The organism is Pseudoxanthomonas sp., assembly GCF_036845285.1.
Taxonomy (GTDB): Bacteria; Pseudomonadota; Gammaproteobacteria; order Xanthomonadales; family Xanthomonadaceae; genus Pseudoxanthomonas_A.
Window position 1 is genome coordinate 94,713 of the sequence record NZ_DAIUEE010000010.1, and the last position, 22,968, is coordinate 117,680.

Annotated in this window: 18 protein-coding genes; 6 read left to right on the top strand and 12 right to left on the bottom strand. The window is 68.5% G+C overall.

Annotation, left to right across the window (positions count from 1 at the left end):
• Window positions 1-121 precede the first annotated feature (121 nt).
• Together V7060_RS13070 and mnmG are read left to right on the top strand one after the other, a co-directional pair.
• Window positions 122-769, top strand: coding sequence for a hypothetical protein (locus V7060_RS13070; RefSeq protein ID WP_334179687.1), 648 nt, complete (start codon window positions 122-124; stop codon window positions 767-769).
• Between the two features lie 449 nt (window positions 770-1,218).
• Complete coding sequence (gene mnmG / locus V7060_RS13075; protein ID WP_334179688.1) at window positions 1,219-3,108, top strand: tRNA uridine-5-carboxymethylaminomethyl(34) synthesis enzyme MnmG; 1,890 nt, start codon at window positions 1,219-1,221, stop codon at window positions 3,106-3,108.
• Between the two features lie 138 nt (window positions 3,109-3,246).
• On the opposite strand, the gene V7060_RS13080 is transcribed toward mnmG, so the two are convergent.
• The 7 genes from V7060_RS13080 to glyQ form a co-directional block, all read right to left on the bottom strand.
• Window positions 3,247-3,420 carry an oxidoreductase-like domain-containing protein gene (locus V7060_RS13080; RefSeq protein ID WP_334179689.1) on the bottom strand — a complete coding sequence of 58 codons (174 nt, stop codon included), beginning with the start codon at window positions 3,418-3,420 and terminating at the stop codon, window positions 3,247-3,249.
• Window positions 3,417-5,558 (bottom strand): S46 family peptidase, encoded by a 2,142-nt coding sequence (locus V7060_RS13085; RefSeq protein ID WP_334179690.1) that lies wholly within the window; start codon window positions 5,556-5,558, stop codon window positions 3,417-3,419. The genes V7060_RS13080 and V7060_RS13085 overlap by 4 nt, the downstream gene beginning before the upstream one ends.
• An 82-nt stretch (window positions 5,559-5,640) precedes the next feature.
• The gene (locus V7060_RS13090) at window positions 5,641-6,699 is read right to left on the bottom strand and encodes a winged helix DNA-binding domain-containing protein (RefSeq protein WP_334179691.1); all 1,059 of its coding nucleotides are present in this window, start codon (window positions 6,697-6,699) and stop codon (window positions 5,641-5,643) included.
• Window positions 6,700-6,701: 2 nt separating this feature from the next.
• Window positions 6,702-10,538, bottom strand: a complete 3,837-nt coding sequence (locus V7060_RS13095; protein WP_334179692.1) for a translocation/assembly module TamB domain-containing protein — start codon at window positions 10,536-10,538, stop codon at window positions 6,702-6,704.
• Window positions 10,535-12,319, bottom strand: coding sequence for an autotransporter assembly complex family protein (locus tag V7060_RS13100; RefSeq protein ID WP_334179693.1), 1,785 nt, complete (start codon window positions 12,317-12,319; stop codon window positions 10,535-10,537). Before V7060_RS13100 ends, V7060_RS13095 begins: the two co-directional genes overlap by 4 nt.
• A gap of 645 nt (window positions 12,320-12,964) precedes the next feature.
• Complete coding sequence (gene glyS / locus V7060_RS13105; protein WP_334179694.1) at window positions 12,965-15,157, bottom strand: glycine--tRNA ligase subunit beta; 2,193 nt, start codon at window positions 15,155-15,157, stop codon at window positions 12,965-12,967.
• A gap of 127 nt (window positions 15,158-15,284) precedes the next feature.
• The gene (gene glyQ, locus V7060_RS13110; protein ID WP_334179695.1) at window positions 15,285-16,217 is read right to left on the bottom strand and encodes a glycine--tRNA ligase subunit alpha; all 933 of its coding nucleotides are present in this window, start codon (window positions 16,215-16,217) and stop codon (window positions 15,285-15,287) included.
• A gap of 85 nt (window positions 16,218-16,302) precedes the next feature.
• Here glyQ and V7060_RS13115 point away from each other — a divergent pair, with 85 nt between their 5' ends.
• The gene (locus V7060_RS13115; RefSeq protein ID WP_334179696.1) at window positions 16,303-17,040 is read left to right on the top strand and encodes a glutamine amidotransferase; all 738 of its coding nucleotides are present in this window, start codon (window positions 16,303-16,305) and stop codon (window positions 17,038-17,040) included.
• A gap of 33 nt (window positions 17,041-17,073) precedes the next feature.
• The gene (locus tag V7060_RS13120; protein ID WP_334179697.1) at window positions 17,074-17,958 is read left to right on the top strand and encodes a BPSS1780 family membrane protein; all 885 of its coding nucleotides are present in this window, start codon (window positions 17,074-17,076) and stop codon (window positions 17,956-17,958) included.
• A gap of 102 nt (window positions 17,959-18,060) precedes the next feature.
• On the opposite strand, the gene tatC is transcribed toward V7060_RS13120, so the two are convergent.
• From tatC to V7060_RS13140, 4 genes are all read right to left on the bottom strand, one after another.
• Window positions 18,061-18,813 carry a twin-arginine translocase subunit TatC gene (gene tatC / locus V7060_RS13125; protein WP_334179698.1) on the bottom strand — a complete coding sequence of 251 codons (753 nt, stop codon included), beginning with the start codon at window positions 18,811-18,813 and terminating at the stop codon, window positions 18,061-18,063.
• On the bottom strand, window positions 18,810-19,283 hold the full coding sequence (gene tatB, locus V7060_RS13130; RefSeq protein ID WP_334179699.1) for a Sec-independent protein translocase protein TatB: 474 nt from the start codon (window positions 19,281-19,283) through the stop codon (window positions 18,810-18,812). Before tatB ends, tatC begins: the two co-directional genes overlap by 4 nt.
• Window positions 19,284-19,307: 24 nt before the next feature.
• Window positions 19,308-19,529, bottom strand: a complete 222-nt coding sequence (gene tatA / locus V7060_RS13135) for a Sec-independent protein translocase subunit TatA (protein WP_241045208.1) — start codon at window positions 19,527-19,529, stop codon at window positions 19,308-19,310.
• An 81-nt stretch (window positions 19,530-19,610) separates the two neighbouring features.
• The gene (locus V7060_RS13140; protein WP_334179700.1) at window positions 19,611-20,468 is read right to left on the bottom strand and encodes a lipid-binding SYLF domain-containing protein; all 858 of its coding nucleotides are present in this window, start codon (window positions 20,466-20,468) and stop codon (window positions 19,611-19,613) included.
• Between the two features lie 149 nt (window positions 20,469-20,617).
• Between V7060_RS13140 and hemH the strand changes: the two genes are divergently transcribed.
• Window positions 20,618-21,583 carry a ferrochelatase gene (hemH, locus tag V7060_RS13145; protein ID WP_334179701.1) on the top strand — a complete coding sequence of 322 codons (966 nt, stop codon included), beginning with the start codon at window positions 20,618-20,620 and terminating at the stop codon, window positions 21,581-21,583.
• Window positions 21,580-22,425: an alpha/beta hydrolase gene (locus V7060_RS13150; RefSeq protein WP_334179702.1), complete on the top strand. Its 846-nt coding sequence runs from the start codon at window positions 21,580-21,582 to the stop codon at window positions 22,423-22,425. Before hemH ends, V7060_RS13150 begins: the two co-directional genes overlap by 4 nt.
• On the opposite strand, the gene V7060_RS13155 is transcribed toward V7060_RS13150, so the two are convergent.
• Window positions 22,405-22,941 carry a hypothetical protein gene (locus V7060_RS13155; protein WP_334179703.1) on the bottom strand — a complete coding sequence of 179 codons (537 nt, stop codon included), beginning with the start codon at window positions 22,939-22,941 and terminating at the stop codon, window positions 22,405-22,407. The two genes, V7060_RS13150 and V7060_RS13155, sit on opposite strands and share 21 nt — an antisense overlap.
• Window positions 22,942-22,968 lie beyond the last annotated feature (27 nt).

The window sequence follows — 22,968 nt, forward strand, 5'->3', positions numbered from 1 at the left end:
TCGCTCCGCCATGAACCTCAGCGAACGCGTCCGGAAGTGGCTGGACCGATACGGGCAGGGTTAAGCACGGATTCAATGCGGCAGGCCGATCCTGCGAAGGCAGAGTAACGGGGGTTCCGCCATGAAGCGCACATCTCTTTTGACCATCGCCTTCGCCAGCCTGACCCTGGGAGGCTGTGCGACCTACGACTATGTCGGCGACACCGCGCCGGGCGGCTACTACCACGGCCGGCCGAGCACGCAGTACTCCGATCCGTACGGTGGCTACTACGGCGGAGGCGCGTATGGCAGCTACGGATACGGCGGACCCTATCGCTACAACAACTACTACGGGTATCCGTACTACGGCTATTACGGATCGCACTATCCGTACTACCCGCCGCGTCCTCCCCGTCCCCCGCGTCCGGACGACCACAACCCGCCTCCGCCGCCTCCGCCGACCAGCGGGGGTGGCAATCGTCCCCCGCCGTGGCGCGACCCGACCGGCCGCTGGCGCGAGGGGGGATCCCAGCCCATGGTCCCGGGCCGCCCTGGCCAGGTCATCCCGTCTCCGAGCCAACCGCGCATGGACGAGGGTGGTTATCGTCCGCCGCGCGTGACCCCTTCCCCGTCCATGCCGCGCTCGGCCGAGCGACCGCAGCGCATGGAACGGGCGCCGGCGCCGCCGCGTGCCGAGCGGCAGGCGCCCCCGCAGCGCATGGAGCGTCCAGCACCTCCGTCCCGTCCCATGCCGCGCGATGACGGGGGCACGCGCCAACTCGAGCGGTAATTGCGCCCTTCCGGCGGCACCGTCCGTCGCCTGCCCCCCGCCGCCGACGCGGTTGCGAACCTTGGTTGACCGGTTGCGTCGCTTTCTGACGTAAGCGGCAATTAAAGGTTCAATGTCGACGTCCGGTGGGGAAATCTGGATCCCCCCTGTTCCGGCCCCATCGGGCGTCGGCGCCTAACAAGAAGCCCGGCTCTGCCGGGCTTTTTTCTTGCTCTGGTATCCTGCGCGCATAAAAAAGGGGCCGGTAGTCCCCCGACTACCGGCCCCGGCATCCCCGGCGTGCGCATGGCTGGCCCCTGTTCCAATTACCAACCCGGCGCCCCTGGTCGCTTGCCACGACGGGTGCATGGGGATCCAGCAGGAAGCGTGCCAACTCTGCCCGGTCGCCATGCCGGATCCCGTCTTCCGTAACGGCCCCGTCCACGGGCCTTCGTCATCGACTCTTTGCCATGAGCCCCAGCTTCCACCACTACGACGTCATCATCATCGGCGGCGGCCATGCCGGCACCGAGGCCGCGTTGGCGTCCGCGCGTGCCGGAGCACGCACGCTGCTGCTGACGCACAACGTGGAAACGGTGGGCGCGATGAGCTGCAATCCGGCCATCGGCGGCATCGGCAAGGGCCACCTGGTCAAGGAGATCGATGCACTGGGCGGCGTAATGGCGTGGGCCGCAGACCGCGCCGGCATCCAGTGGCGCACGCTCAATGCGTCGAAGGGTCCCGCCGTGCGCGCGACGCGTTGCCAGGCCGACCGTGCGCTGTACCGCAGCGCCATCCGTCGCGCGGTGGAAGCGCAGCCGAACCTGACGCTGTTCCAGGCCGCCGTCGACGATCTGGTCATCCAGAACAACACCGTGCGCGGTGCGGTCACCCAGACCGGCCTGACGTTCCATGCGCCGGCCGTCGTGCTGACGGCGGGCACCTTCCTCGCGGGCAAGATCCATGTCGGCGAAACGCAGTACGCCGCCGGCCGCGCCGGCGATCCGCCGGCGACCGCACTGGCGCAGCGCCTGCGCGAAGGCGCGTTTGTCGTCGACCGCCTGAAGACCGGTACGCCGCCGCGCATCGACGGCCGCTCGCTTGACTATTCGGTGATGGAAGAGCAGCCCAGCGACGATCCGTTGCCGGTGATGTCGTTCATGGGCGACATCACCGACCATCCGCGCCAGGTGTCGTGCTGGATCACCCACACCAGCGAGCAGACCCACGAGATCATCCGCGGCGCGCTGCACCGTTCACCGATGTACTCCGGCCAGATCGAAGGCATCGGTCCGCGCTACTGCCCGTCCATCGAGGACAAGGTGGTGCGCTTTGCCGAGAAGGCCAGCCACCAGATCTTCGTCGAGCCGGAAGGCCTCGATGTCGCCGAGATCTACCCGAACGGCATTTCCACCTCGCTGCCGTTCGACGTGCAGCTGGCGCTGGTGCGCAGCATCCGCGGCATGGAACACGCGCACATCACGCGTCCGGGCTATGCCATCGAGTACGACTTCTTCGATCCGCGCGGCCTGAGGGCGTCGCTGGAGACGAAGGCCGTCGCCGGCCTGTTCTTCGCCGGCCAGATCAATGGCACCACCGGCTACGAGGAAGCGGCAGCCCAGGGCCTGCTCGCCGGCCTCAACGCCGCGCGCTTCGTGCAGCAGAAAGAGGCCTGGTCGCCGCGTCGCGACGAAGCCTACCTGGGCGTGCTGGTCGACGACCTGATCACAAACGGCACCAAGGAGCCGTACCGCATGTTCACCAGCCGCGCCGAGTACCGGTTGCAGCTGCGCGAGGACAATGCCGACCTGCGGCTGACCGAAACCGGTCGCACGCTGGGCCTGGTCGATGACGCACGCTGGCAGCGCTTCGAAGCCAAGCGTGAGGCTATCGCGCGCGAAACCGGCCGCCTGCGCGCGCTGTGGGCCACGCCGGCGAATGCGCTGGGGCGCGAGGTCGCCGATACGCTCGGCGTGCAGGTCAGCCGCGAGACCAACGTACTCGACCTGATCAAGCGCCCGGAGCTGGACTACGCCAAGTTGATGTCCGTAGCTTCCATTGGGCCTGCGGTGGCCGATGCGCAGGTTGCGGAACAGGTGGAGATCGGCGTCAAGTACGCCGGCTACCTCGACCGCCAGCGCGACGAGATCGAACGCCAGCAGCGCAACGAATCCACGCCCATCCCGATGGGATTCGACTTCGCCGGCGTGCGCGGCCTGTCGGCCGAAGTGCAGCAGAAGCTTGAACGCGTGCGGCCCGAAACCGTCGGCCAGGCCCAGCGCATCCCCGGCATGACGCCCGCCGCCATCTCGCTGCTGCTGGTGCACCTGGAACGCGCGCGGCGTACGCGGGTGGCGTGAGTGGCAGTTCCTGCCGTTGCTAACGTTGTAGGAGCGACGTAAGTCGCGACCGCACGCCTTCCGACATACAGAACCAAGTCCGTCCGCTGTCGACGGTTCGCCCTCGCCGAGAATCTGCGGTCGCGACTTACGTCGCTCCTACAGGGGGTCTTCAGGATGATGCCGTGCCTCCCACGCCGCCAGCTGCTCGCGGTAGTGCTGCAGCTGTTCCGCGTACAGGTCGTGCACGCAGATCGGGCAGCCGCTGTTGCAGCAGTCGCTGGGCAGCGGCGGCTCGGGTTCGACGGGGCGCGGGTCGTCGTCGGGCGTCACTGCGCGCCCATTTCCTTCAACAGGTGGGGCGCCGGATACACCTTGCCCATCAGCCAGCGCAGGTAGCGCATGTCGACGTGGACGGCGCGCTTGTAGCGCGGGTCGAACATCCAGCTGGCGCTGACGGATTCCCAGTTGCTGTCGAAGTTCAGGCCGATCAGTTCGCCGCGTGCGTTGAGCACGGGTGAGCCGGAATTGCCGCCGGTGGTGTCCAGGTTGGTCAGGAAGTTGACCGTCTGCGTCTTCAGCGCGGGATCTTCCGTGCCGGCGAAGTCGCCTTTCGCGATGGCGTCGAGCAGCGGCTTCGGCGCATCGAAGGGAACGGTACCGGTGTTCTTCTCGACGATGCCGGCCACCGTGGTGACCGGCGTGTACTGCACGCCGTCGCGCGGCGAGAAGCCGTCGACCTTGCCGAAGCTGACGCGCAGCGTGCCGTTGGCGTCGGGATAGAGCGCCCGACCCTGCTGCGTGCGCCAGGCGAACAGCGCGCGCATGTAGGCCGGGCGCAGGCGCAGCTGTTCGCCCTCGCGCGTCTTGCGTTCCTGCTCCAGCGCCAGCTGCGTGGGGACCAGTTTCACGGCCACGTCGATCAGCGGATCGGCGGCAACGGGCTTGCCCTCGCGCGCGGCGGCAAAGCGCGACAGGCGCTCGCTCTCGTCGCCGAGTTTCGTGCCCGCATACAGCGTGTCGAGCGTCTGTTTCAGCGTGGCGGGCGTGCGGCCGAAGGCGGCGTCGAAAGCGGGAAGGCGCTGCGCGTCCGGCAGCTGCTGGTAGCGCGTCAGCAGGACGGTCAGCAGCGCCTTCTCCACGTCGGACGCATAGCGGCGCTGCACCTGTTTCAGGATGCCTTCGATCATGGCGTGGTCGCGCGCCTGGTAGCCGCTCTCGCGCTCGGCATCCGGCTTCATCGACTCCACGCGCAGGCGGTCCAGGGTGATCGCGGCACGCATCAGCTGCGACTGCGCGCCGAACAGGTTCAGCAGCAACTCGCGCTCGCGCACCGCAGAGCCTCCGGCGATCGACGCGGCCAACGCATCGATGTCGGTGCGCTCCTTCGCCGCGGCTTCCGTCGCCAGCATGCCGCGCTCGTCCTCCGCGCGCAGCCGCACCGCATCGCTGCGATGCAGGCCTTCCAGTTCGCCCGCGGCGCGCTTGCGCTGGTTCTTCAACGACTGCAGCTGCGCGGCGTAGCGCGTCTTCGCGTCGGCATCGTTCGTGCCCGCGGCTTCCACCACGTCGATCAGCTGGTCGAACACCGCCACGCGCGTCGGCAGCGTCCAGGTGATCTGCTCTTCGAACTCGGCGGCGGTGCGGTGACGGAAGGTGACGCCCGGATAGCCGGCCAGCATGGCGTAGTCGCCGGCCTTCGGGCCGTCCTTCGCCAGCGCCAGGTGCGCCGGCGCTGCATACGGCACGTTGTCGGGGCTGTAGGCCGCCGGTTTGCCGTCCTTGCCGACGTAGGCGCGCAGCAGGGTGAAGTCGCCGGTATGGCGCGGCCACATGAAATTGTCGATCTCGTCGCCGTAGTTGCCGATCGCACGCGGCGGCGCGTACGCCAGGCGGATGTCGCGCAACTCCAGCTGGGTGATGCGGTAGAAGTCCGTGCCGTAGTACATGTTGGCGACGCTGCAGCGCACGCCGCCGCCGGCCTCGCATTCGGCGACGATGGCCTTGCTGGCGCGGTCCACCGCGTCGAAGTAATCGCGCCCGGTCTTGCCGGCGGCTTCCTTCAGCACCATGTCGGTGACCTTGTCGTAGCCCACCGTGACCAGCACGCGGAAGTCCGGGTTGGCGGGCAGTTCGCCCGCGCGGTCGGCGGCGATGAAGCCGTCGTCGATCAGGTTGTGCCCGGGCTTGCTGTTGTACTGGATCACGCCATAGGCGACGTGGTGGTTGGTCAGGATCAGGCCGTCCTGCGAAACGAACGCGCCGGTGCCGCCGCCTGCGCGCACCACGGCACTCAACGGCGCGGCGGTGACGTCGGCCAGGGTCTTCGGGTCGCCTTTGAAGCCGGCGTCGCGCAGCGTCTTGGCCAGCTGCGGCAGTTGCGACGGCATCCACATGCCTTCGTCGGCGTGGGCGGGCAGGCACAGGGCCACGCCCAGGGCGAGGGCGGACGTTGAAAGTCGGCGGCGCATGGTCGGCATCCAGCGGAAACAAGGAAGACGGTGACGATATCGGGCCTGCTTCGATGCGGCAATGACGGCCTGTGTCGCGTCGTCAGCGTGCGTCGCCGATGAAGCGCCGCCAGTGCTGCGCTGCGCGACGGATGCCGGTGTGTTCGGTGTCTTCCAGCGCACGCAGGGGATCGAGCACGACGTCGCCGTCGGCACTCGTCCCGCGCTTCCATGTTGCCGCCACCCGACCGTCGACGATCACCGTGGGGGCCACGAGTCCGTTGACGCTGAACACGCGTCGCATGAGCGTTGCATCCAGCACCGGCGTGCGATCGCGGTAGCCGATCAGGTATTCGTCGAAGGCCGGCAGCAGGTGGATGGCGCGTGATCGCGAAGGCGAAGACGTACCAGCCAGCAACCACCATGTGGTGTCGTCGTACGTCTCCCTCGCCAGCACCGATTCGGCGAGTGTCAGCGCCCGCAGTGCGTCCTTCTGCGTCAGTCCCGACCACCAGGCGAGATCGGCGGCGGTGGCGGGGCCATGGCCCTGCAGATAGCGCAGCGCCAAGCGGTGCAGGGCTTCGTCGCGGTCGAGCGGGGCGTCCTGCGGAATCCAGGCATCCATCAGCACGAAGGTCGGTTGCTTGCCCTGCCGCGGTCCATGGCAGATGACGCTTTCGTGCGCGAGCCAGTTCAGCAGGTGCAGTCCGCGCTGGTTGGCGCTGGCGATGCCGGCGGCGTCCATGCAGGCATACAGGTCGGTGCGTGTAACCGGTGTACCGGTCGCCAGGGTCCGCTCCACCACGCGTTGGCCGCGAGCGAGTGTCGCGGCATCCAGGCCGAGATCACGCGCGAGGCGCGCGGCATTCGCGGCCTGCACGCGCGGCGCGAGCAGCGCCACCATCCAGCGCACATCCTCGCGCGCCAGCAGGTGCAGCGTGCCGCGCATCGGCCACGTGCGCACGATCTCGCCACGCGCGATCGCCGCTTCGACATCGGCCAGCGTGGCGCCGTCGGTGCGCAGGCCGACCGCCCACAGCGCTGCGTGATAGTCCTGCGCCTGCATCGCGCCCATGTGCCGCACGGCATCGGCGGGCGATGCGGCCACGGGCATCGCGATGCCGTGTGCGTGCAGGCGCTGCGCCGTCAGTGACGGCGGCACGGCTACTTCTCCTTGCGCCAGTTGACCGAGCCGCGCGTCTCGGTGGTGCTGGATTCGATTTCCACGTCGAAGCCCTTGCGCAGCAGGTACTTCAGCGTCACCGCCGAGCCGGAGCCCACCATCGATACGCCGTAGCTGACGTAGAGTTTCGGCGACAGGTATTTGCCCACGCCGAACACCGAGCCGCCCAGCGTGCGCGACTCCAGCACACCGGCATCGTCCAGGCCGATCTTCGCGCCCAGCTGCGACGCCAGCAGGCCGGCACCGGCGCCGAGTGCGGACGAGGCCGCGTTGATGCGCTGACTTTCGTCGCTGCTCGCGGTGTTGAGCGAACGGCCCAGCACGAGGTAGGCGAGCGCTTCGGATTCGGCCATCGCCGGGTTCGACCAGACGCGTGCGCGCGGCTGGCTGGCGCGGCCGGTGACGTCGATGCCGGCGGTGACGCTGGCGCTGACGACCTCGCGTTCGGCGCGGATGTTGATGCGCGGGTCGGAGACGGCGTTGTTGCTCCAGGTCAGTTCGCCGCGGGTGATGCGCAGCTTCTGTCCGTACGCTTCATAGCGGCCATCCACGTCGAGGCGGCCCGTGCCGAGCATCTCGCGGCCCGGCTGCGAGCGCACGTGCAACGTGCCGGCCAGCGTGCCTTCCAGGCCGTAGCCCTTGAGCTGGACCTGGTCGCCGACCTTGAGGGCGAGGTCCAGGTCCAGGCGCGAACTCGGCGCGCGCTCGGGATCGACGGGATCGAGGATCACCACGTCTTCTGATGCCGAGACGCCATCGTCCAGCTTCTCCACGTCGATGGTGGCGGACGGAATGCCGACCTCGCCGCGCACCTGGATGGTGTTGTCGGCGAAGCCCACCTGCAGGTTCGGCGACGCGACCGCGCGCAGGTCGGTGGTGTCGGCGACCAGTACGTTGTCGCCGCGCACCTGGAACTGCAGGGGCGTGGTGTCGTTGTTCCAGCCGAGCGTGCCGGCGACGTTGAGCACGCCGCCGGTGCCGGTGCCGCCGGTGGACGACACGGTCTTCATGCTGCCGTTGATGCGCGCGCTGCCATCGGATAGCGCGACCAGCTCGGCGCCGCCGTCGGCCAGCGAGACGCCGAGCGCGGGCAGTTCGCCGCTGAACTCGGTCAACGTGGCTTCGCCGCTCAGCAGCGGGTGGCCGCGCGTGCCAGCCACGCCGATGTGGCCGGCGAGCTTGCCCTGCGGACGCACCAGGTCCGGCGAGAACAGTTCCAGCCAGAACAGGCGCGAGTTGTGGAAGTACAGGTCACCTTTCAACGGCGCGAACGCGTCCCAGCCGGTGTTGAACGTGGCGTCGACGTAACCGTCGCCCTTGAAGCCCGTGCCGAGGCGGCCCTGGATGCGTTGCGGGGTGAAGTCGACGTCGAGGGTGAAGTTGTCGTAGCGGATGATCTCGCCACGCGCGGTGGTGCCCATCTTCAGGCCGCCATCGAGCGAGGCCAGGTGCACCTCGCCCTGCCACGCATTGCCGGCGGGGCGCAGGGTCGCGTCCAGCGTGAACTCGCCACGCAGCGTCAGCGGGCGGCCATCGCTGGGCGGCAGCCAGGGCTGCACCAGGGCCAGCGACAACGCTTCGCCACGCACCTCCAGCCCTTCCCGGGGCCAGTTGGCGCTGGCGCACAGCGCACCGCCGATGCCGGACCCCAGGCAGCTTTCCGACAGCGTCCAGTTGGCGCCGTTCTGCGCGAAGCGCGCCGGCTGCCGCAGCGTCCACGGGCTGCCCTTCGACAGCGCGATGCGCAGCGCATCCAGCGTGCCCTGCCAGTTGGCGCCGCGTTTCTGCGCCGTGCCCGACAGCGCGATGGCGCCCATCGCATTGCGCGCATCGCCATCGAAGCGCAGGTCTTCCACCGCACCGCGCGCATTGAGACTGACGGTGTCCAGCACGGCGCCGACATCCACGGCGCTGCCTTGCAGGGCGAGGTCGCCTTCGCCGCTGCGCCACGGCAGGCGGCCGCGCAGGCTGAGCGTGCCGGCGCTCCAGTCGTTCCAGTGCAGGTTCTCGCCGCCGAGATCGGCGTCGATGTTGGGGGCCGTACGCGCACCTGTGAGGTTGACCGTGCCGGCCAGCGTGCCGCTGGCATCCGGCAGCAGGTCGGCCAGGTTGAGCGGACGGAAGGCCGCGTCGATGTCGAGCGTGTCGCCGACCTTGCCCTTGGCGGTAACGCGGCTGCCGCCCAACGACAGCGCCAGGTCGCCCTCGCCGTTGTTGCCGTCGAGGGCGAACGTGCCGCGCGCCTCCAGCGGACGGTCGCGCAGGCGGCCGCCGAGTTTCGGCACATCCAGCGTGCCCTGGAACAGTCCGTCTTCGCGCTGCTTGCCCTTCGACGTGAGATTGCCGGACACATTGCCCTTCCATCCGGCGACGAAATAGCCGGGATCGAAGCCCGCGAGCGTCGCGGCGACATCCCAGTCCAGCACGGGCGACCAGCCGACGGTGCCGGTGGCGTCCAGCGTGCCGGTCGGCATGGTGGCGCGCAGTGTCTGCAGCTGCGCGCGCTCGGCGTTGCCGCGACCGTCGAATTCCAGCAGCGCGCTGTCGTCGCCGCGTGTCAGCGTCGCCTTGCCGATCGCAGCCCAGGCTTCCAGCTTGCCGGCAACGCCGAAATCGCCCTCCGCACCGATCATGCTGTCCGCTTCGGTACCCCAGCGCAGTCCGCGCGCATTGACTGCGAAGCGGAACTCGGGATTTTCCGGCACGGTGAAATCGGCGCGGCCGCGCAGCGAGGCATAGCCGTCGAACGCGCGGATCGCCAGCGGTTCCACCGTCAGCACTTCACCGTCGATCCGCGCATGCGAGGGTTCGATCACCACGGCGATATCGCCCTGCTGCGCGGTGCCCTGCAGGTCGGCCGCACCGCCGGCGCCCTTGGCGACCAGGTCGAACGCCACCGGTGTGCTGTCGTCCATCACCCCCAGCAGCGAGAGGTCCAGCGCTTCCGTCTTCGCCGCGAAGTTCCAGGTCGGCTTGGTCTCGCCGCGCAGCGTCAGCGTGGCACGCAGCGGCGCCGGTGCGGCACCGGACACGCCGACATTCATGCGGGCGCGGTTGCCGCGCGCCACCAGGCCGATCCGTGCCGGCGTGCGTCCCAGTGCCGCCGGGAAGATGCCGGTAGCCGTCAGGTCGGTGGCATAGCCGTCGCGTGGCGCATAGCTGCCGTGTACGCCGAACGCGCCACGATCGCTGGCGATCGCCAGTTTCTGCGCATGCACGTAGCCATTGCCGATATCGATGCCACCGGTGGCGTGCGCGATGTCGATGACGGGCTGCCCGCCCTGGCGGATCAGGAAGCGGTCGATTTCCAGTGCATCGGCCTGAATCGCCAGCGGCATCTCGATCTGCGGCAGCAGGTCCGGCCAGTGCGGCAGTTCGAACGGCTCGTCGCTCTCCGGCACGTCGAGCATCGCGCCGCGCAGCTTCAGCACGTCCAGCCGCAGGCGCTTGCCGAGCAGCGGACGCAGGTCCGGCTCCAGGTAGACCTCGTCGGCGGTGAAGCGGATCTTGTCCCAGTGGAACTTCACGCCACGCAAAGTCAGCGGGCCGGCGATGGGCCCTTCGACGTTGCTGTAGTCCAGCGAGGCATCCGCCGGCAGTCGCGCCTTGATCTGCGCCAGCAGCACGTCGCGTCCGGCGACGGTCTGCAGCAGCCAGTACAGGCCGATGCACAGCAGCACGGTCAGCACGCCGGTGCCGATGGCGCTGCGGACCGCCAGCGTGCGCATGCGCGCCTTGCGTCGCGCGCGCAACTCGGCGATGCGGGCGTCGCGCTCTTCTGGCGTCAGGTTGTCGGGCAGGCGCGATTTCTTCCTCACAGGTCCGTCCCGATGTTGAGATAGATCTGGAAGCTGGAATCCGGATCATTGAGGCCGTGCGCCACGTCCAGGCGCACCGGTCCGACCGGCGAGCGCCAGCGCAGGCCGATGCCGATGCCCGTGCTGAGGTCGGGCGTCCTGCCGTCGAAGGCGCTGCCGGTGTCGACGAACACCGCACCGCCGTACGGACCGCCCTTCGGATAGAACTCGTACTCGACGCTGCTGGTCAGCACGTTCTTCGCGCCCAGTGCGTAGTCGCCGCGGCGCGGACCGACTTCGCGCCACGCATAGCCGCGGATGCTGCGGTCGCCGCCGGCGAAGAAGCGCAGCGACGGCGGCATCGCCACCAGCGAACTGGTGAAGGTATGGCCGTACTCGCCGCGCACGATCAGCGCGCTGTTGGTCTTGTAGCGCTGCGACCAGCGCGCGCGCATGTGGAACTGCAGGAAGTTCGCATCGGAACCCGCGCCGTCGACGCCGCCGCGCAGCAGGATGGAACCGGCCAGCTGGTCGGGCCGGTTGGAGCCGATCGGCGAATTGGTGTAGTCCGCGCGCAGCGACGGGTAGGTGAACGTGGCGTATTCCACCGTGGTGTCGGGCAGGCCCGTGAGCGGGTCGTTCTCGACATAGCGCCAGCGCTCGCGCAGCGCATGGATCGACGCCACCGCCGTCCAGTCCTCGCTGACCTGGCCGCTGCGGCTGCCGGTGAATTCGACATGGCGCAGGTCGATGTAGTCGGTCTGTTCGTCGCTGGCCTGCAGGCCCACGGTGTACCAGCCATCCAGCCACTTGAACGCCGGAATGCGGTACTGCGTCAGCAGCGTCTTGCGCTTCTGCGCGTAGTCCAGGAACGTGGACAGCTTGTGTCCACGCGAATTGACGTAGCGGCGGTCCAGCCCCAGGCGGATACCGGGGCCGCTCTCGGTGCCGTAGCTGAGGCCGGCGGTGTAGATGTCGCGCTTGGCCAGTTCGAGGTTCACGTCGATCGGCACGCGGCCGTCTTCCGCCTTGTCCGGATTGGCCTGGATGTCGATGCGGGAGAAGTAGTCCAGGCCTACCAGCGATTCGCGCAGGCGGTCGAGCTTGCCCTGGTGGAAGTAGCTGCCTTCTTCCCAGTACACCAGCTTGTCGAGCAGGCCGGGGTCGAACTTGTCCTGGTGGAACGTGGTGGCGCCCATGTCGTAGCGGATGCCGCTGACCCAGCCGAGCGCGATGTCGGCGGCATGCTCGGCGCGCGTGACCTCCACGCGGCGGTGGGTGAAGTCGGCATCGAAATATCCACGGTCGGCCAGGCGCCGCACGATGGCGAGCTTGCTGGCCTCGTACGTGGTGTGGTCGAAGACCTCGCCGACCTTCGGCGCGAACGCCTCCAGGTCTTCCTTCAGGTAGCGGTCGCCGCCGCCTTCGCCGTCGATGGAGAGATCGCGCCGGCGCACGCGCACCGGTTCGCCAAGTTCGACGCGCACCGTCACCGTCAGTTTTTCGTCCTCGGCGCCCTCGTTGCGGGGTGCGTCGAGGGTGATGGTGGGCGAGTAGTAGCCGAACGGCTCCAGCGCTTCGCGTGCTTCGGCGACGGCCTCACCGAGCAGGTATTCCAGCCGCGACTCGCCCAGCCGCTTGCCGAGCGAGTCGTTCAGCGACAGCGCGGCATGGATGTTCTCGATCATCAGCTCGTCGTCCAGCCCCTCGATCCGCACCTTGTCGACGGTGGTCGCAGCCCAGGCCGGAACCGTGGCGGCGAACAGGACGACGAAGGTGGCGAGGCGGGGGAATCGACGCATGCGGGGAGGATACCCGGTGGGGGTTAAGCGGAGTGAAGGATTACCGTATTCAAGCGGCACATCGTTCACGCAAACAGGTCGTCATCGCGATGTGCTCCTTCCCCCGCGTGCGGGCGAAGGTCGGGATGGGGGTGAAGGAGACACGGCGCGAGCAATGCTCATGCGAGCGATCCATTTATCGCGCTTGCCCCCACCCCAGCCCTCCCCCGCAAGCAGGGGAGGGGGCACATGGCGGAGAAGGGATGCGCCTGACGCGCGGCGCATCGTTCTCGTGGACCATCGATGGCGCACGATGTGCTCCTTCCCCCGCGTGCGGGGGAAGGTCGGGATGGGGGCGAAGGAGACACGGCGCGAGCAATGCTCATGCGAGCGATCCAGTCATCGCGCTTGCCCCCACCCCAGCCCTCCCCCGCAAGCAGGGGAGGGGGCGCATGGCGGAGAAGGGGTGCGCGTGATCGCATGGCGCATCGTTCTCGTGGACCATCGATGGCGCACGATGTGCTCCTTCCCACGCGTGCGGGGGAAGGTCGGGATGGGGGCGAGGCAGGCACGACACGAGCGATGCTCATGCGAGCGATCCAGTCATCGCGCTTGCCCCCACCCCAGCCCTCCCCCGCACGCGGAGGAGGGGGCGCATCGCGCGGCTCAGTTCGACAGGTGCTCGATCGCGGCCACGGCACGGAAGCGGTCGGCCAGGCGCTTCAGCAGGGCCAGGCGGTTGGCGCGCACGGCCTGATCGTCGGCGTTGACCATCACGCTGTCGAAGAACGCATCCACCTGTGGGCGCAGGCGGGCGAGGTGGTTCAGCACGGTCACGTAATCGTGGTGGTGCAGGGCTTCGTCGGTTTCGCCGAGCACGGCCTCCACCGCTTCGGCCAGCGCGCTTTCGGCCGGATCGGTCAGCAGGGTGCGGTCGATGGCGTGCGGGATGGCGATGTCGGCTTTCTTCAGGATGTTGCCGATGCGCTTGTTGGCGGCGGCCAGCGCGGCGGCCTCCGGCAGCGTGGCGAAGGTGCCGATGGCGTCGAGGCGGGTGTCGAAGTCGTACAGCGAGGTGGGCTTCAGTTCTGCGACGGCGTTGAAGTGCGCGGCGGGTATGCCCTTGTCGGCGTAGTAGTTGCGCAGACGGTCGAGGATGAAGTCGTAGATATCTTCGTTGAACAGCTCCCTTTGAAGCTGTTCGGGTTCAATCTCGATGGTCTTGCTCAGCGAGATCGTGGTCTTAAAGTCCCACTTCTGTATCGCAAGAAGCACTTCCCGAGCGTCGGTGACTGTGGCGTCCACCTTGATTCTTGACCAGCAAGCAATCGAGGAGTGGAGGATCAACTTCTTCAAGTCAATATTGAACCCACTCTCGATCACCGTCCTAGCCAACCCCAGCGCATTCCGCCGCAACGCAAACGGATCCTTGTTGCCGGTCGGCTTCAGGCCCGCCGCAAAACCGCCCGCCAGCGTGTCCAGACGCTCGGCGATCGCCAGCACTTTGCCTAGCGGCGACAGCGCGATGTCGTCGCCGGCGAAGCGCGGCTGGTAGGCCTCGTCGATGGCCAGCGCGATTTCCTTCGGTTCGCCCGCCGCGAGTGCGTAGTGGCGGCCGGCGATGCCCTGCAGCTCGGGGAACTCGTTGACCATGCGCGACTGCAGGTCGTTCTTCGCCAGTTCGGCCGCGCGGCGCGCCTGCGCGGGATCGGCGCCTACCTGCGCCGCGATGGTTTCCGCCAGCGCGGCCACGCGCGCCACCTTGTCGGCCACGCTGCCCAGCTTGGCCTGGTAGGTGACGGTCTTCAGGCCGTCGCCCATCGACTCAAGACCCTGCTTCAGGTCCTCGTCGAAGAAGAACTTCGCGTCGGCGAAGCGCGGGCGGATCACGCGCTCGTAGCCCTTGCGCACTTCCGCGACGTTCTGCGATTCGATGTTGGCGATGCCGATGAAGTGCTCGGTCAGCTTGCCGCCGTCGCTGAGCACCGGGAAGAACTTCTGGTTGATCTCCATCGTCTCGATCAGCGCTTCCTGCGGCACCGCGAGGAAGGCGGATTCGAAATTGCACAGCACCGCCGCCGGCCATTCGGTCAGGCAGACCACCTGTTCCAGGTTGTCGTCGGTGACCCGCGCGCTGCCACCGGCTTGCGCGGCCGCCTTCTGCACTTCATCGACGATGCGCGTGCGGCGCGCGTCCGGATCGACCAGCACCTTCGCGCCTTCCAGCGCAACGACGTAATCGTCGGCGTTGTTGATCCACACCGGCTTGTCGTGTTCGAAGCGGTGGCCGCGGCTCATGCGGTCGGACGTCACGCCGAGCACGCCGGCCGGCACCACGTCGTTGCCGAACAGCAGCACCAGCCAGTGCACCGGCCGTGCGAAGGCGTAGTCGTGGTCGCCCCAGCGCATCGGCTTGGGAATCGGCATGCCGGCGAGCGCCTCGCGCACGATATCGGCCAGCAGGTCGGCGGTCTTCGCGCCCGGCTTCACCGCGCGGTGGACGAAGCGCTCGCCCTTGCCGTCGGTGGTGCGCTCCAGCTGCGTCCAGTCGATGCCCGCCTTCGCGGCGAAGCCTTCCAGCGCCTTGGTCGGCGCGCCGTTCGCATCCAGCGCGATGTTGAGGTACGGACCCAGTACTTCGGACTTCTGTTCCGGCTGCTCCACGTCCACCGCCGGCAACAGCACGGCCAGGCGGCGCGGCGTGTACAGCGGTTTGGCATCGCCGCGTTCGAAGCCGATGCCGCGCTTCTCCAGCGCCGCGATCACGCCATCGAAGAAGGCCTGCGCCAGGCCCGGCAGCGCCTTGACCGGCAGCTCTTCGGTACCCAGTTCGACCAGCAGGGATTTTTGTTCGCTCATGTCGTCAAACCTGTCTTGCTGTGCCCCCTCCTCCGCTTGCGGGGGAGGGCTGGGGTGGGGGCAAGGGGGCGAGTGCCCCCATCCGCCCTTCGGGCACCTTCCCCCGCACGCGGGGGAAGGGGATTCGTCACGCGGTTTCTTTCTTCAGCCCCGGAAAGCCCAGCCTCTCGCGCTGCGCGTGGTACGCCTCGGCCACCGCCTGCGCCAGCTTGCGCACGCGCAGGATGTAGCGCTGGCGTTCGGTGACGGAGATCGCGCGGCGCGCGTCCAGCAGGTTGAAGCTGTGGCTGGCCTTGGTGACCTGCTCGTAGGCGGGCAGCGGCAGGCCGGCTTCGACCAGCTTGAAGGCTTCCGCTTCGTACGCGTCGAAGCGCTTGAACAGTTCGTCGACGTTGGCGTGTTCGAAGTTGTACGTGCTCTGTTCGACTTCGTTCTGGTGGTAGACGTCGCCGTAGGTCACCACGCCCTGCGGACCGACCGTCCACACCAGGTCGTAGACGTTGTCGACGTTCTGCAGGTACATGCAGAGGCGCTCAAGGCCATAGGTGATTTCGCCCAGCACCGGCCGGCATTCCAGGCCGCCGGCCTGCTGGAAGTAGGTGAACTGGGTGACTTCCATGCCGTTCAACCACACTTCCCAGCCCAGGCCCCAGGCGCCGAGGGTCGGCGATTCCCAGTTGTCCTCGACGAAGCGCAGGTCGTGCACGCGCGGATCGATGCCGAGCGCCTTCAACGACCCCAGGTACAGCTCCTGGATGTTGTCGGGATTCGGCTTCATCACCACCTGGTACTGGTAATAGCGCTGCAGGCGGTTCGGGTTCTCGCCGTAGCGGCCGTCGGTGGGGCGGCGGCTGGGCTGCACGTAGGCGGCATTCCACGGCTCCGGTCCCAGCGCGCGCAGGAACGTGGCGGGGTGGAAGGTGCCGGCGCCGACTTCCAGGTCCAGCGGCTGGATCAGCACGCAGCCCTGCTCGGCCCAGTACTGGTTCAGGGTCTGGATCAGGGCCTGGAAACTGAGGCCCTGGAAGGTGGTTACCGGTGAAATGGTTTGTCCGGCCATCGCGTTATCGTGCACTGCGGAAAAGCGGGCTAGTATACGGGCAAGCCCTTGTCCTTCCGCCGCTTTTCGCCTGTCCGCCGCCGTCTTGGATACCTCCGTGAAAGCCCCTTTCCTCATCGTCGAAACCGGACAGCCGGTGCAGTCGATGCGGCGTTATGGCGGCTTCCCGCACTGGATCCGCGTGGCCGCCGGACTGGAAGCCGACGAGACCGTGGTGGCGAATGTCGAGCGCGGCGACGCGTTGCCGTCGCGCGAGGGGTTCGCCGGCGTCATCGTCAGCGGCTCGGCCGCGATGGTCACCGACCGCGCCGACTGGAGCGAACGCAGCGCCGAGTGGCTGCGCGATGCCGCCCACGAAGGGCTGCCGCTGCTGGGTATCTGCTACGGCCACCAGTTGCTGGCGCACGCGCTGGGCGGCGAGGTCGCCTACAACCCGGCCGGACGCGAATCCGGCACCGTCCACATCGACCTGCATCCGCAGGCGCAGGACGATCCGCTCTTCGCCGCACTGCCGCTGAAGTTCACCGCCCACGCCACCCATGTGCAGACGGTGGCGCGGCCGCCGGAGGGGGCCACCGTGCTGGCGCGCTCCAAACAGGACGATTGCCATGCGTTCCGCTGGCGCGACCGCGCCTGGGGCGTGCAGTTCCATCCCGAATTCGCCACCCACCACATGCGCGGCTACGTGCATGCGCGTGCCGACCACCTGCGCAGCGAGGGTCGCTGCCCCGGCACCATCGCGCGCGGCGTGACGGCGGCGCCGCAAGCCCGCAAACTGTTGCGGCGGTTCGTCCGCCATGCGCGTGGCCTGCACGCGCGTTGAGTCTTCCCGCTGTACTTTCCCCAGAGATCCCCGATGTCGACGATCAACAAGGTGCCGGCCAGTGCCGGCGCGGAATGGCTGCTGGCGGGCTTCGCCCTGCTGAAGCGCGCGCCGGTGCCGCTGGCTACGCTGGCGGTGCTGTGGGGACTGCTGTCGATGGTCGTGGCGCTGGTGGCGGTGACGCTGCCGGCGATGACGCTGGCGATGCAGTTCCTGCTGGTGCTGGCGGGGCCGCTGTTCTTCGCGGGCATGCTCTGGGCCGTGCGCGAAGTGGACCAGGGGCGCGCGGCGCAGCCGTCGAACCTGCTGCAGCCGGTCCGCGACGGCCATGCACCGGCGCTGCTGGCCACGCTGCTGCCGCAGCTGCTGGCCGCACTGGTCATGGGCGTATTGCTGTTCGTACTGGTAGGCACCGAACAACTGCAGCACCTGGCCGATGTCTACCAGAAGATGCAGGCCATCGCGGCCGCCGGCGGCCAGCCCGATCCATCACTGGTGGAAGGCTTGCCGGCCGGGCGCCTGCTGCTGTGGCTGCTGCTGGTGGCGATCGTCTTCGTGGCGGTGAAGTGGATGACGTTCATCGCCTCGCCACAGATCCTGTTCTCCGGCGCGCACGTGATGGACGCCATGCGCAACAGCCTGCGCGCCTGCCTGCACAACTGGACCGCGATGCTGGTGTTCTACCTGCTGGCCGGCATCGCCATCTTCGCCGTCGGCATGGGCTCGCTGCTGGTCGCCTCGATCCTGGCGCTGGCCGTGGGCGGCACCATCGCGATGGGGCTGTGGCAGTTCACCCTGATGGCGCTGGTCATGCCGGTGCTGGCCGGCGCGGCGTACGCGGCGTGGCGGCAGATGCTGGGTGACGGCGCCATCACGCCTGGCGCATCGCCGTCAGCGCCTACCCGGATCGAGGTCTGAGCCTCGAGCGTCACGCATGGTGGCCCCAGGCCCACCTGCGAGGCGATAGGGTGACTGGTTCTCCATCTTGGCGCGCTGCGGCGCGCTCAAGGCCGCGATTGCTCAGGCGCTATCGGGGCGCGGCTTCAGCCACCCCGCCGCGATGATGCCCAGTTCGTACAGCAGGCACATCGGGATCGCGAGCATCAGCTGCGACACCACGTCGGGTGGGGTGATCAGCGCGGCGACGACGAACACGCCGACGATGGCGTAGCCGCGGCCCTCGCGCAGCTGCTGCGGCGTGACCCAGCCCAGCAGCACCATGATCACCAGCGCCACCGGCAGCTCGAAGCTCACGCCGAAGGCCAGGAAGATCACCATCACGAAGTCCAGGTACTTCGCCGGGTCCGGCGCCAGCGTCACGATGTCCGGCGTGAACACGGTCAGCGCATGGAACACGCTGGGCAGCACCAGGAAGTAGGCGAACGCGCAGCCGGCGTAGAACAGCAGGATGGCCGAGACCAGCAGCGGCATCGCCAGCCGCTTCTCGTGCTTGTACAGGCCGGGTGCGACGAAGCTCCATGCCTGGAACAGCAGCCACGGCGAAGAGAGGAACAAGGCGAGGAAGAACGCCAGCTTGATCGGCGCGAAGAATCCGGACGTCGGGTCGCTGGCGATCATCTGCGTCGCCTGGCCCGCGGGCAGCTGCGAAATCAGGGGTTGTGCCAGGTGGTCGTACAACTGGCGCACGAACGGCAGCAGCGCCAGCAGGATGAGGCCCGTGCCCGCCAGCCCGCGCACCAGCCGCGTGCGCAGTTCCAGCAGGTGTTCCATCAGGCTGCTTTCGGCTTCCTGGTCCGGGGAGGCGCGGTTCATTGCGGCTCCTTCGGCGGAAACAGATCGGCCGTGGTGCCGGTCTCGGGGGTGTCGACCGTGGTTTCGTCGGCGGACGCGGCCGTGGGGCCGGATGCTGGCGCCACGATCGCCGCGGGTGGCTTGGCCAGCGCAGGCGGGGTGATGGCGGATTCGACATCGTCGCGCAGTGCATTCGCGTCATCGCGTGCTGCCTTGCGGACTTCTTCGAACTGTTGCTCGGTCTCGCGCGCGCTGTCGCGGATGCGCTGCTCGGTATCGCGCAACGCGTCCTGTGCGTCCTTGAGGTTGCGCTTCAGTTCTTCGGAGGCGAGTTCGCGCTCCAGTTCGTCCTTGACCGAGTACCACTGCGCGCGCGCGCGGCGCACCCACAGGCCGGCGAAGCGCGCCGCCTTCGGCAGGCGTTCTGGACCCAATACGATCAGCGCGACGACCGCGATGACCAGCAGTTCACTGAAACCGATGTCGAACATGGCCGCGGCCGCAATGCCGCGCGATCAGGAGGCGTCGCGATCGCGCTCTTTGGCGGCGCTGGATTCGTCGGTGCGCGACTGGTCGTTCAACTGGCCGGCCGGCTTGTCGTCGTCCTTCATGCCCTTCTTGAAGCCCTTGACCGCTTCGCCCAGGTCCTGGCCCGCATTGCGCAGGCGCTTGGTACCGAAGACGAGCAACACGACCACCAGCACGATGATCCAATGCCAGATGCTCAAACCGCCCATGGTGTGCTCGCAGGAAAGTTGGGGCGCTCAGGATAGCGCAGGCGGACCGCCGGGGTGGCGATCCATCGCCCATTACTTCCGTCAGGGATTGCCGTTCAGTGGTTCGGTGCGTACTTCACCGTCCTGCACGGGTTCGAATCCCTGCGCCTGGGTCGGCGCTTCGACGACGACCGGCGCAACGACCGGTGCCGGTGCGCGGGCCGTCGCGTGCGCGGTGGCGCCGGTCGTGCCGCGGTTGCCGCGGGCGAGTTCGGTGACCTCTTCAAGTTCGTCGCGGAAGCCGACCACGGCGCTCGACGGCTGGCCCGCGCGGCTTTCGAAGATGGCGCGTGGCGTGGCGGCGCTGCCGTAGACGGCGGTATTGGCGTCGTCGTCGATCTGCAGCACCGCGCCGTCGAGCGCCACGCCGGCGAACAGGCCGCGCGCGCGCGACCAGGACCAGATCTCGGCCTTCAGCTGGCCATCGGTGGAGGCGCTGGCATTGCGGCCGACGGGACCGGCGGCCACGCCCGCATCGGCACCGAGGGTGAACTTGCCGTTGACGATGGAATCCAGCGAGCGGTCGTTGCGGAATACCAGCACCACGTCCGACGACTGCACGCCGGCCTGGAACCCGATGCTGCCGCCGGTGAGCTTGATGAAGACCGGCTGCGACCAGCTGCCGTCGGGATTCTTCACCGACATCAGGCCGTGGCCGCGACGGCCGCCGATCACCAGGCCCGCCTTCAGCGTGTCGGGGATGACGACGATCGCCTTGCCCTCGTCGAGCAGCTTGTCGGGGATGCCGTTCTCGGGAATGCGCTGGATCTCGTTGAGTACGCGCACGGCGTTGGTGGCGCGTTCGTCTTCCTTGGGACCCGCGATGGCCTGGCCGGCGAACAGGGCGGCGGCCAGCGCGATGGCGGTGGGCGGCAGCAGGCGACGGGAGGTGCGGTTCATGGCGGCTCCATAAGGGGATTTCGCAGCAGGAGGCTGCAACCGCCTGAAAGTAGGCGGGGGCGGATGAATCGGTGCTGACAGCGGGCGCCCGTCGAAGCGGGTCAAGCCGCCGCTTCGATGCGGCCAATGCCCTCTGCCACAATACGCGGATGCCCGACACGCCTGCCACCGCATTGCTCATCGTCAACCTGGGAACGCCCGAGGCGCCGACGCCCCGCGCCGTCCGTCGTTATCTGGCCGAGTTCCTGCACGACCATCGCGTGGTGCAGCTGACGCGCTGGCTGTGGTGCCCGCTGCTGCACTTCGTCATCCTGCCGCTGCGCGGGCCGAAGGCGGCGGCGAAATACGCCAGCATCTGGATGCCGGAGGGGTCGCCGCTGGCGGTGCATACGCGATGGCTGGCCGAGGCCATGCAGGATCGGCTGCCGGACTGGCGGGTGCTCGATGCGATGCGCTACGGCCGGCCGATGCTGGCGGAGCGGTTGCGCGCGCTGCGCGCCGAAGGCATCCGTCAGGTGGTGGTGCTGCCGCTGTATCCGCAGTACTCCACGACGACCACCGAGTCGGTGCGCGACGTGGTGCAGCGCGAAGCAGCGGCGCTCGATGTGCAGTTCATCGAGGACTATTCGGTCGATCCCGGGTGGGTTGTGGCCGTGGTGGCGTCGATCCGGCAATGGCGGGAGCGGCACGGTGCCGGCGAGCACCTGCTGTTTTCGTACCATGGCCTGCCGCAGCGGCTTGCGCGCAACGGCGACCCCTACCCGCAGCGCTGCGAGGCCAGTACGCGCGCCATCGTGCAGGCGCTGAGCCTGCGCGAGGGCGAGTGGACGCTGACCTACCAGTCCCGCTTCGGCAAGGAGCGCTGGCTGGAACCCGCCACCGACACGACGTTGCAGGATCTCGCCGCGCGCGGCGTGAAGCGGGTCGACGTGGTCTGCCCGGGGTTCGCCGTGGACTGCCTGGAGACGCTGGAAGAGATCGCGATGCAGAACGCGGAGTTGTTCCACGTGGCGGGCGGCGGTGAACTGCGCTACGTGCCCTGCCTCAACGACGACGCCCTGCATGTCGAGGCGCTGGTCGCGCTGGCGCAGCGTGCCGCCGGTACGGACGCATGACGTTGCGCGAGTTCGAGATCGATATCCCGCTGGGGCGGATTGCCGGGTTGCGAGCCGGCAGCGAAGGCCCGCGCGTGCTCGCGCTGCACGGGTGGCTGGACAACGCGGCCAGCTTCATTCCGCTCGCCGACTACCTGCCGGGTGTGCAATTGGTCGCGCCCGACCTGCCGGGGCACGGCCGCAGTGCGCATCTCGCGCCAGGTGCCGAGTACACGAGTGGCGTGGCGGTCAACGCCGTGCTCGACATCGCCGATGCGCTGGGGTGGGAGACGTTCTCCCTGCTCGGCCATTCGATGGGGGCGGGCATCGCCAGCCTGATGGCGGCGGCGGTGCCGGAGCGTGTGCAGCGGCTGGTGGTGATCGAGGCGCTGGGAGGCCTGGCCGAAACCGTGGAGCGCACTGCCGATCGCTGGCGCGAGGCGATTGCGGCCGCGCGTGCGTTGCCGGGCAAGCAGTTGCGCGTGTTCGCGGACCTCGCGGCGCCGGTCCGCGCGCGCATGCTCGCGAACCAGTTGAGCGAGCCGGCGGCGCGGCGGCTGGTGGAGCGCGGCGTGCGGCCGGTGGAGGGCGGTTTCGTCTGGAGCAGCGATCCCCGGCTGACCCTGCCCACGCCGCAGCGCCTGGACGAAGCACAGTTGGCGGCACTGGTGGCCGGCATCGCCTGCCCGACCACGGTGGTCTACGCGGATCCACCGCAGCCTTACTTCCCCGAACCGCTGCGCTCGCAGCGCGCGGCGCGGCTGCCCGATGGCCGGCTGCATGTCATGGCCGGCACGCATCACCTGCACATGGAGGATCCGGCGGGCGTGGCCGCCGTGATATCAGGCTTTCTGGCGTCCTGAACCGCCCTGCTTGGCGGCATGGAATTCCACCGCCAGCGCCACGTCGCCCTTGCGGATCGGGGCGCTGCTCCGCCACCACGCGGTGGTGACCGCATCCAGCTCGAGGTCCTCGTTCGCCAGGCGGCGGAGCAGTGCGATGTCCTCCGCGCTCGCCAGTTGCTCATCCGGCAGGTAATAGCGTTCCAGCGGCGCGCGGGCCGCCTCCGGCGTGCGCGTCAGGCGGGCGATCAAGGCGGCGATCACCAGGCCGGACAGGAGGTAGCCGGCCAGCAGCACGGGGATCGAGCTGCGCGCGCTGCCTGTCCAGGCCACTGCGCCCGCCACCGGCACCAGCAGGACCAGCGCCCTGGCCACGCGGTCGAACCGCTGGATCTTGCTGGCTTCCCGCCGCCGCTCCCGCGCGCGGGCGCCGGCTTCCTCCACGGACAGGCTCTTGCGGCTCATCACGGCGCGGCGGGCCTGCAGGCTTGCCGCCGTCTCGGTGGGGGGAATGGCGTACAGCGAAAACCCGCGCATCGAATCTCCGCGTCCCGTGTCGCGCGG